Genomic DNA, 10,407 nt, shown 5'->3' on the forward strand with positions numbered 1-10,407 from the left:
GGCGCAAGGTAGTGAGCTCAGCGGCGCCTTGCCTGCGAGATCGCATAGGCGGTGCTGCGGGCCGCAAACATTTCGTCCGGTGGATGACCGATGCCTTCGGCCAGAGTGGCTGGATTGAAGACGGGCTCATCGATGGCATCGTTTGCTTCAATACCAGTGATCACGATTGTTCCCAGCCGTACCGCTTCGCGTCCGTCCTCGCCGGGCCATTGGATCGTCACGTCCATGACCGGGTCGCCGAGGCGATCCGGCAGCGCCATCACGCTGAACCGCATATCGCGAGCCGCAATCCGGGATTCGAGATCGTGCAGCAAGTCGATGGGTTGTGCGCTGGGCGTGGTCCACGGCTGGGTCGGCTGTTCGCCGGCTGGCGTGACCTTGAATTTGATGAACCGTGTCTCGCCTTTTGAATTGATCGCGGGAAACGCGTGCACGCCCCAATAGGTTGTGGAGGCAAAGCTTGCGGCAGGCGGATGCGCCGCGATGTAGCTTGCCTGATGCAGCGTCTCGGGATTGGCAGCTGAGAATCTCTCAACCATTTCCACATCCGGCTTGCCGCTCGGTCCGGGAATGCGCGCTCGAAGGAAAGCCAGCATCTGCTCGGGCGTCCTCGCGAAATGAACTGGGGCGCTCTGGGTTAAGATTTCCGAGCGCTCGCCCCCGTTGCCAAGCCGGAAGCTGAAGCCGCGTAGCAACAGGTAGTTAGTGTCTGGGCCTTTCGTCACCGAGAACCGCGCCATGACGCGCGAAGGCCTCGTGAAGCTACGGGATTTCGTGATCTCCTTGGCCTGATCCGACGGTGCGTACGTGCCGCGAACGTATTGGCCATTGGCAAAGCTCGCACGTGACTTTGGAGGAAGTGCCGCTACCCTTTTCATGGTGGCGACGATGGACGCGGTGCGGGCAAGGCCGCTCGGGAAGTGGGGCAGGACGGAACCTCGGAATTTAAAATCAGTGCAATTTCTTGGGCAGGACAGCTTGGGCGTCTTTCCCGAATCCTTCCTGCCTTGTCCGTTTCTGCGACAGAGCTTGCCAACGGCAGCATCCCCGGCGCGCACCGTTCGCAAGACTTCAGCCCGCTTCTGGTCCGGAGCTGACGCGAACGCTGCAGCTGGCGGATAGCCGACGGGCAGCTTTAGGCGCCTACGGACTCTCCGCACAGAGCCTCCGAACAACTACCGCTACTTTTTGCCTAGCGCGTCAGCTCGACCGCTGAGTTGGGGATTGCCCGGTCTGTATTGCGCCGCCTCCAAATTCACGTTCAAACGCCAATTGTAGCCCAGGCTGGTGCTTGGCCCGCCATTTCGGACCAGGGCCACGCATGTAGTGCAGCTCGGGCCGGTAGCGATCGCGTACGTCCAAAAAGAGGTTGTGAACGATGCCGGCGATGTCGGAGACGGTCCCAGCTGTTTTACGAGCGATACCAGCGACTGGGGACCAGCGCGCAGAAGCCGCTGCGATCACATGAGGACTGACAATGCAGATCATCTTTTTCTCCGTCCCGATTGGATGTCGACGATGATTTAGCGGATCGGAGTTGCTGCTGCGCCAGAGGGATTGCGGTAGCTATAGAGCGATTGCTGCAAGGACGGCTCGCGGGTCTTCATCGAGGGAGTAAAACGTCCGCTGACCGGCACCGGCGGCATGAGCACGGGCATCCTGAAAGTTGGCAAGGACATCACCGGACGAGGCGAATGGGAAGACCAACTCAAGAAACCGGCCGCCGGGTTGGGGGGCGGCCTGCTCGTTTCGGCCGCTCAGCGCGCAGGAGGGTTCTAGAATGCCGGGGCCACGGCTTGTCCAGTGTTCCGCGAGCTTGTCCAGCAGCCCTAAGCGAAGGTGCCGGGTCTTCCTTGATCCCTCGCGACGATGCGGAGCGCTCCGCCTGGAAGCGGCCGCTGCAGCTGCCGGGCCTCGTCATGAGCAGCCGTTATCCAAGTCTCGACTTCTTCGGGCGTCGTCAGGATTACAGGCATCGCTTTCGGATGGATGGCGCCGACCTCGGCGTTCGGTTCGGTCGTCAGCGGTTTGTGTGGGTCCGCGCTGAGGGTACAGTCGACACGAGCACAGTCCAGTGGCACAAGGCTTGGATGCGCAGACCACGAAAGAGATCCTGACTGCTGCTCAGCGGATTGCCCGTCGATTGTCTGGACTGTCCAGGAGCGGTCCGTTTTCTCCTATCTCTGATGCTGTTCCCTCAAGCCGCAGCGGCGGTACGATATCGGAGGGTCACGGAGCTCAGAGAAAGATGCGGAACGAGCTTTTCGCGTGCGCTCTCGGAACGCCAACCATTCCTTGGCTTCTGGCAGCGAGGGAATGGTGACGAGTTCACCCTGGTCCAATCCGGCGAGCGCGGCGTCCACCATGTCGTCCGAGCGCATGACGATCTCGCGCGGCAGGTTGTCGACCGCACCGCCCGCCGCATCCCAGAAATTCGTCGCCGTCGCCCCGGGCAGGACCACCTGGACGCGAACGTGCTTGTCCGCCAGTTCCTTGTGAAACGACTGGCTGAATGCCAGAACGAAAGCCTTGGAGCCGCCGTACACCCCCGTTCAGGACCTCGGGCGCTACCGCCACGATCGAGCCGATATTGATGATCGTGCCACCGCCGCGTGCGACGAACCTCGGGGCGGCGGCATAGGTAAGCCGCGTCAACGCCAGGACATTCAGGTCGATCATCTTTTCCATGGCCTCGACGTCGGATTGCAGCAGCGGCTCGAGCGCGCCAACGCCGGCATTGTTGACGAGCATGGTAACGCCGGGATCGGTCTCGAAGATCGCCTCGAACCGCCTTAGATCGGCCCTGTCGGTGAGGTTGGCGACGACCTGACGGCGCGTCCGGTCGCGCCGGCGATGCGGGCGGCTACCTCCTCAAGTCGGGCCTTGTTGCGGGCGACCAGGATGAGATCGTAGCCGCGCCGGGCTAGGCGATCGGCGTAGATGGCGCCGATTCCGCCGGAAGCTCCCGTCACGAGCGCAGTGCCTTTGTGTGAAGCCGACATCGTCTTTTCTGCTGTTTATGCGCCTCTGATGGATACTGAAACTGGTTCGACATTTACGCCCGACCGCGGGAGAACGCCCGTTATGCGTTGTGAGATGCCGTTAGATGATCAACCGAAACTGAAGGCGAATGCCTCCGCACCGTCGTCCAAGAACTCAATCACGAAGTCGCGGTCGGCGATCTGACCCGGTTGCCGCACGAGGGAGTACATCCGCTGTTCGGTCACCGTGCCGTTTCCCTGGTCGTCGACATCGACGCCATGGGCCGCACCGGGTGGCCGTCCGTCGACGGTGATCCGAAATCTTACGGGAGCCCCGCCGGGCGCGGGACCCATGACGAGATGGAGATCGCGAGCATGGAAGCGGTACGCGATCCTTCCGTTTCGTTCGCTCAGCGCGACCGCGTCCTTCCGGACCGTCCATTCGCCCGAGAGTGCCCACTCGTTCAGCCGCAGCGAGGTCGGAGATCGGTAGACATGAGGCGTGTCGGCTGTCGCCCCGCCGGGCGAAGCGAAGTGTTCGGTCCGTTCGAGTCCGACGTAGTTTTCCGGAGATCTGAGCTCGGCCCAGTCGGCCGCGGCCTCAGCTCCCGTGGCGTTCACCACCACCGGCTCGCGACTGACGTCCGAGACGCCGGCCTCGCGCAGCAGCGACTGGATCACCTTCTCGGATTCCTCGTAGCCGCCCTCGCCCAGCACGCGATGGCGGACGCGCCCCTGCGCATCGATGAAATAGAGCGCGGGCCAGGCCTGGTTGTCGAACCCGCGCCAGATGGCAAGAGTGTTGTCGATCGCGACGGGGTAAGAGATGTTCATGTTCGTCGTCGCCCAGCGCACGTTCGCCGGGTTCTTCTCGAACTCGAACTCCGGCGCGTGAACGCCGATCACCACCAGACCCTGATCCTTGTATTTCTCCTGCCAGGCGCGGACATACGGCAGCTGGCGTCGCCAGTTGCTGCAGGTGTACGTCCAGAAGTTTATCAGGACAACCTTCCCGCGCAGGCTCTCCGGCGTCAGAGGCTGCGAATTCAGCCATTCGCCCGCGCGGCCAAGGGATGCCAACTCGCCGCGATCGGCGAACGAGGCGATCTGGGATTGGTCGAGAAACGAGGAGGCGGCGCGAGCGGACATGAGCGGGGTGCCTTTTATGTCGCCGAGGAGGCTGGCGATCGGTGCCGCGACGGCGAGCGCGAGGATCGGGGCGAGCAGGAGCTTGGACTTGTTCATTGCACATCTCCGGAAGTTCGATCGGGCTTGGGAGTGACCGGGGCCGCGCGCGATCCGAAGGAGGCGCGGACCTCTGCGACGGTCCGCTGCGGATCCTGAAGGTGAGGGTAGTGGCCGATGCCGGGCAGAACGGTGAGTTCGGCATGCACCCTGTCGGCGAACTCGACGCCTGATTCCTTGGCGATGTAGAGGTCCTTCTCGCCCCACAGCACCTTCACCGGCGTGATGAGCCTGCCGAGCTGGGATTCGAAGAAATCCTGGTCCCGCGTGAACTGAGAATAGTAATGCGCGAACGCATCCACCGTGGTTATCTCGCCGTGGCTCCAGCCCTTCGCCACGTCATCGTTGAACTCCTGCGAGAGTCGGTACCGAGCCTCCTCTGGGAGACCTCGCGTGAACGTGTTCCGGAGGATCTCCTCGCGGTTCTTGTTCATGAACGTGCGGACCTGCTCCATGGCCGGTCCCGCCTTCAGCTTCTGAAGGCTGTCGTACATGTGCGCAGGTCGGTCGAACGGCGCGAAGTCGCCGACGATGAGCCTTCTCGCGATATCGGGCTTGTCCAGCGCGAGGAGAAGAGCGGGAAGCGCGCCGATGTCGGTCGCGTAGATCGTGAGCATCGACGTGTCGATGTTGGCCTCCGATATGTACTCGTCTAGGACGCGCGCATACTCCCTCGGCGCGTAGGAGAAGCGGCTTGCGCTCGGGCGCGACGAGAGCCCGTAGCCCGGCCAATCGAACGCGTGCACCTCGTACTCGTCGGCGAGCGCGATGGAGATGTCCCTCCAGGCGTAGATCGTCTCGGGAAATCCATGTAGGAAGAGGACCGTGCCCTTCGGGGTCGGAGTGTGCACCACCATTCTCCTGAGGGTCAGGTTGCCATCAATCGGCAAAAAAGAGATTTCGACCCTCTTTCCCGAGCCGGCCGGCGTGGCGGCTCCGAGCGCTCCGCGCCCATGGACGTCTAATTTCTCTGAATCGCTCATGCTCGTCTCCTTTGCGCGGACACCACGTCGTGCTGCGCCATTCCGTTTGCAATTTCTGCGGCGTCTCGTCAGCTTGGATTGCGGGGTGAGAGGTGCGTTACTCGTGCAAGGTGAGGAGCGGCTTGTCCTTCTCGACCACGTACGTGGCAAGCTCGGCGGCCTTGTCGCTGCCGACGTTTTTCACCGAGTGGGGCGTCCCATTCGGAATGAACAGCGTCTCCCCGGCCCTGACCACCACGGGCGATTTGCCTTCGAGTCGATATTCCAGGGAGCCTTTCGTCACGTAGACGATCTCTTCGCCCGGATGCGAGTGCTTAAGGGCCGCGACGCCGGGCTCGAACTCGACCAGGACCTGAACGGCCTCTCGCCCCGGGGCGCTGAGATCGTTGCGCAGCAGATCGGTGCGCTTGATTTCGCCCAGGCTGGGTTCCGTCGCGAGCGCGCGGGAGGGGGACCCGCTTGTGGCGACCAGCAGCGCCGCGACTGCGGAAATGATGCGAATGTTGTGCATGTGAGCTCCATGTCGTTCGTCTCGTGATCCTCATGGATATCTACGCTCATCGTGCGCAATTTGCCCGTTAGGCGTTGTGAGGCGTTGTTATGTGCCGTAACTGGGCGGCGCTCCTTGATGAAACCGTTCCCGCGCCAAGGTGCGTCCGCTTTCGACGTTCGTTTGTGGTTCGGGGTAAGTGGGAAGGTTGAAAGGCGGCCCGTAACTCTCGCGAGAACCGGTCGGTCTGCTTCTAGGCGGCGAAGTAACCAACGCTTCGGCTTCGCATAGCCGACCGTCCTTGGGATCGCGTGCCCATGAAGACTTAGTAAGCGACGTCTTGAGTGCCGCTTCACAGAAGGTCTCGATATCGTGCTGTTACATCAATGTTCGGAGAGCGGCTGCTAGCGGTGTGAGCATCGGCGGAGATCGCGGATTTCAAATCGCGATCTCCGGATCATTCGCTGTCACAAACTCAATGCGCGTCGGCGGACGGGGATTGCAGCGGAGCGACTTTGCGCATCAGCGGAACCATCACGCATGCGAGCACGAAGCAGGCCGCGATCATCAGATAGGCATCCGCAAAGGCCTGCACCTGGGCTTCTCGGAACGCCAGCACCCAAAGGCTCTTGAGCGTTGCGGCCTGCGCATGGCTAGGGTCGCCCCAGGTCGCGGCATAACGCGCGATCGTGGAATTGATCAGCTCCGTGACGTTTGCGCTGGTGGTGCCGAGGTGATCGGCGATGCGATGGAAGTGCAGGTTGGTCCGGTCGTTGAGGATCGTTCCGCACGCCGCGATACCGATGGCGCCGCCCAGATTGCGCATAAGATTGAAAAGGCCGCTTGCCGATTTGAGACGGTCCGGCGCGAGCGCTCCGAGCGTTAGGGTCACGACGGGCGCGACGCAGAATTGCTGGGCGAGGCCGCGGAAGGCTTGCGGGATCAGAAGCTCGCGCCAACCCCACTCGTGGGTGACCGAGGTGAGCATCCACATCGCGACCGCGAAGCAAGCCAGGCCGAACATCAGCAGCCATCTCAGGTCGATGCGGTTGGCCACCGCGCCGTAGATCACCACGGCCACCAGCTGGAATACGCCGGCCGAAAGCAGTGCCGTTCCGATCTGCCAAGCGTCGAATCCCCGGATTCGCCCTAGGAAAAGCGGCGTGAGATAGACTGTGCTGAAGATGCCGAGCCCGGTGATGAACGAAAACCAGCTGCCTAACGCGAAATTCCGGATCTTGAGGGCTCGCAGATCGACCACGGGCTGCGCATAGGTTAGACTGCGGATCACGAAGCCAATGCCGGCCGCCGCCGAAATCCAGGCGCACAGACGAATGGTGTCGTCCCCGAGCCAATCCCATCGCGGTCCTTCTTCCAGCACGTATTCGAGACAGCCGAGAAAAACAGCCATCAGCACCATGCCCGCGTAGTCCGCGCCCTTGAGCAATCCGAGATTGGGCCGGTCGATATCGACCAAGAGTGGCACTAGCAGTGTCACCAGCACGCCCGGAGCGACGTTGACGTAGAACAGCCAATGCCAGGACCAGTTGTCGGTGATCCAGCCGCCGACGACCGGACCAAAGGTCGGCCCGAGCGAGGCGAGGGCACCGACCAGCGACGCCGCGATCACCCGCTGCTTGCCCTGAAAGAACGTCAGCGCGGAGGTGAACACCAAGGGAATCATCGAGCCGCCCAGAAAACCCTGCAACGCGCGGAACACGATCATCGAGTGAATGTCCCACGCGGAGGCGCACAGCATGCTCGCCAGCGTGAAGCCCGCGGCGGAGGCAGTGAATAGCCAGCGGGTCGACATGACGCGGCTGAGCCAACCGGAGAGCGGAATGACGATGATCTCGGCGATCAGATACGAGGTCTGCACCCAGCTAACCTCGTCCTGGCTGGCCGAGAGCCCGCCGCCGATCTCCTTGATCGAAGCCGCGACGATCTGGATGTCGAGGTAGGCGATGAAGAATCCGACGCTCATGATCCCGAGCGCCAGCACCTTGTGAGCGGTCGGAAGGTCTGCGGGCGACCGCGGGGCCTCGATGACGGTGGCAGGGGCGAATGTCGCGACGGCGGTCATTGTCGTGTCTCCCGCAGCGGCCGGCCATGCTGCGGTCGTTCGTCGACGTGCACTTCGGCGGAAAGCCCGGGCCGCAGGTACATCGCGTCCTGCAGGTCGATGGCGATACGCACTGGTACCCGCTGCACGATCTTGGTGAAATTACCGGTGGCGTTCTCCGGCGGGATCACGCTGAACTGTGCGCCGGTGGCCGGCGCGACGCTCAGGACGTGTCCACCCAGCGTTTTGCCCGGAAGCAGGTCGACGTCGATCCTGACGGGCTGACCCTCGCGAATCCGGGCGAGCTGGTTCTCCTTGAAGTTGGCGTCGATCCAGAGCCCCTGGTTGGGCACGACGGAGAGCAGCTTCGCGCCGGTGACGGCATAGGATCCGACACGCGCGCCACGATTGCCGATCACGCCGTCGATGGGCGAGCGAACCTCGGTGTAGCCGAGATTGATGCGCGCCAGATCGCGGTCAGCGACCGCAGCTTCGAGAGCGGCCCGGGCCTGCTGCTTCTGCGTCTCGATGACGTCCAACTTGCGCTCGGTCGCCTCCCGAGCGGCGCGTGCCTTCTGGGCGGCTGCCTTCGCTTTCTTGTAGTCTGCGTCCGCCTGCTGATAGCGCTGCAGCGAGGCGTTCTGCCCGTCCGACAATATGCGATAGCGATCCGCGTCGAATTTCGTGCGCTCCAGCTCGGCGGCGGCCGACGAGATCTCCGCACGTGCCTCCTCAATGGCTGCGTACTGCAGTCGAAGATTGGCGTCGAGATTGGCCAATGCGGCTTCCTGAGCCTCGACGGCGGCCTCGGCGCGGGCGAGCTGAGCACGATAGTCCCGGTCGTCGAGCTTAATCAGGAGAGCTCCGGCCTTGACCTGCTGATTGTCGGAAACCGCGACGGTCTTTACGAAGCCCGGCACCTTCGAGGCGAGGGTCGTCACCTCTCCGCCGACATACGCGTCGTCGGTTGACTGGATATAGCGCCCTTCCGTGACCCAGTACCAACCGTACCAGCTCACCGATGCACCGACGAGCGCAACGCTTGCTCCGAGAGCCAATCGCTTGGCGATGCCCTTCAGGACCTGGAGAGGATGGCCTCGGGTCTGGTTGATGGAAATTGTGCCGTGCATAGTCGCAATCCTTTGATCGGTCGTTCGGTTCTGCAGAAAGAATGAGTTGCTTCGTCAATCTTCGAGGGAGGTGTGCATGTTCACGGGTCAAACCTGTTGAGGTACCGCCGTTGCCCCTTCTGTCGACGCGCCTGTAGTCAGATCGCGGGCCGTAGAGATCGGAAGGCGGATTGGAGCTCCTTCGAGAAAAGTTCGGGCTCCTCCCAGGCCGCGAAGTGGCCGCCCCTCTCGACTTGGTTGAAGTACATAAGATTGGGATAGGCGCGACGTGCCCAAGTCTCCGGAGCGCGATAGACTTCTTGGGGAAAGACTGAGATGGCGACCGGGAGCGAGATCTCGCCGGTTTTTTGCGCCGCCGACAGCAGGACGCTCTGTCCGTTTGTTTCCCAATAGATCCTCGCGGACGAGGCGGCCGTGTTCGTAAGCCAGTACAAGGTCACGTCGTCCAGCATTTCGTCTCTGGTGAGAAGCCGCTGCGGCTCGCCGTTATTGTAGTCGAACATCCATGCGGCGAGGCCGGCCGGAGAATCGGCGAGCGCGTACGCGATGGTCTGTGGTCGCGTTCCCATGATCGCGGCGTAGGCTCGATACTTGTTGTTGAACACGGCAAGCGTCTCGTAAGCCTCGCGTTCGACGGCTGAGAGTTGTGCTGGCGCGGGCGCTCCGGATGCGAGGACCTTGGCGACCTCGACCGGTAAGGTTGCCGGCAGATTGACGTGGATGCCGAGCAGTCCGGCAGGAGCTTGCCGGGCGAGCGCGTTCGAAATCGGGGCGCCCCAGTCGCCCCCCTGCGCGACGTAGCGCATGTAGCCCAGCCTCTTCATCAACTCCGACCAGGCGCGCGCAATACGCTCGGGTCCCCAGCCCGCCTCTTTTGGCTTCCCAGAGAAGCCGAACCCGGGAATGGACGGCAGCACGAGATCGAAGGCGTCTTCTGCCCGACCACCGTAGCTCGTCGGATCCGTTAGAGGGCCTACCGTTTTTAGCAGCTCGAGAACGGACCCGGGCCATCCATGAGTCATGATCAACGGCAACGCGTTCACGTGGCGCGAGCGGACATGGATGAAGTGAATGTCCAATCCGTCGATCGTGGTCATGAATTGGGGCAAGGCATTGAGCCGCGCCTCGGCCTTTCGCCAATCGTATCCGGTTGCCCAATAGCTAAGGATCTCTTCGAAGGCCCCGAGCTGGACGCCTTGTGAGCCATCGTCGACCGTCTCGCGCTCAGGCAACCGTGTCGCTGCGATCCGGCGACGGAGATCGACCAGAGCTTTTTCGGGGATGCCGACGCGGAACGGACGGATGTCGGCAGCCGGTTGTGAATGGCTGAGTGCGGCAGGCCAGACCGTCGCAGCCGCAACAGCGGCAAGTCCGGTTGCGGCGCTGCCGAGCAGTCGCCGGCGATCCTGATCGATACGTTCGTAGTTGGGCTTGTTGAGCATGATGTCCTCCTCGGGACGGCCAGGTCGCTGATTTCCGGAACGACCGTTTTCCTCGCCCTCAACATGGCGCGGCC

At 62.5% G+C, this 10,407-nt stretch carries 8 protein-coding genes and 1 pseudogene; 1 reads left to right on the forward strand and 8 read right to left on the reverse strand.

The features are described from left to right. Positions 1–17: 17 nt before the first annotated feature. Positions 18–878 carry a catalase gene (locus tag IVA96_RS32250; protein ID WP_247421624.1) on the reverse strand — a complete coding sequence of 287 codons (861 nt, stop codon included), beginning with the start codon at positions 876–878 and terminating at the stop codon, positions 18–20. Positions 879–1,644: 766 nt separating this feature from the next. Here IVA96_RS32250 and IVA96_RS35675 point away from each other — a divergent pair. Continuing rightward, entirely contained in the window at positions 1,645–1,779 is a 135-nt protein-coding gene (locus tag IVA96_RS35675; protein WP_256465501.1) for a hypothetical protein, read from the forward strand. 418 nt (positions 1,780–2,197) lie between these two features. Here the strand turns inward: IVA96_RS35675 and IVA96_RS32255 are convergent. The 7 genes and pseudogenes from IVA96_RS32255 to IVA96_RS32285 form a co-directional block, all read right to left on the reverse strand. Then, positions 2,198–3,002, reverse strand: a pseudogene (locus IVA96_RS32255) (SDR family oxidoreductase). A gap of 108 nt (positions 3,003–3,110) precedes the next feature. Continuing rightward, complete coding sequence (locus IVA96_RS32260) at positions 3,111–4,226, reverse strand: redoxin domain-containing protein (RefSeq protein ID WP_247421558.1); 1,116 nt, start codon at positions 4,224–4,226, stop codon at positions 3,111–3,113. Beyond that, positions 4,223–5,209, reverse strand: a complete 987-nt coding sequence (locus tag IVA96_RS32265) for an alpha/beta hydrolase (RefSeq protein ID WP_247421562.1) — start codon at positions 5,207–5,209, stop codon at positions 4,223–4,225. Before IVA96_RS32265 ends, IVA96_RS32260 begins: the two co-directional genes overlap by 4 nt. 97 nt (positions 5,210–5,306) lie before the next feature. Next, positions 5,307–5,720 (reverse strand): cupin domain-containing protein, encoded by a 414-nt coding sequence (locus tag IVA96_RS32270; protein ID WP_247421564.1) that lies wholly within the window; start codon positions 5,718–5,720, stop codon positions 5,307–5,309. 454 nt (positions 5,721–6,174) lie between these two features. Beyond that, a complete protein-coding gene (locus IVA96_RS32275; RefSeq protein WP_247421567.1) occupies positions 6,175–7,782 on the reverse strand; it encodes a DHA2 family efflux MFS transporter permease subunit in 1,608 nt (535 codons plus the stop codon). Continuing rightward, a complete protein-coding gene (locus tag IVA96_RS32280) occupies positions 7,779–8,891 on the reverse strand; it encodes an HlyD family secretion protein (protein WP_247421569.1) in 1,113 nt (370 codons plus the stop codon). The genes IVA96_RS32275 and IVA96_RS32280 overlap by 4 nt, the downstream gene beginning before the upstream one ends. 137 nt (positions 8,892–9,028) lie before the next feature. Continuing rightward, on the reverse strand, positions 9,029–10,333 hold the full coding sequence (locus tag IVA96_RS32285; protein WP_247421571.1) for an epoxide hydrolase family protein: 1,305 nt from the start codon (positions 10,331–10,333) through the stop codon (positions 9,029–9,031). Positions 10,334–10,407 lie beyond the last annotated feature (74 nt).

It is taken from the genome of Bradyrhizobium sp. 159 (assembly GCF_023073795.1).
In the GTDB taxonomy this organism is placed as follows: Bacteria; Pseudomonadota; Alphaproteobacteria; order Rhizobiales; family Xanthobacteraceae; genus Bradyrhizobium.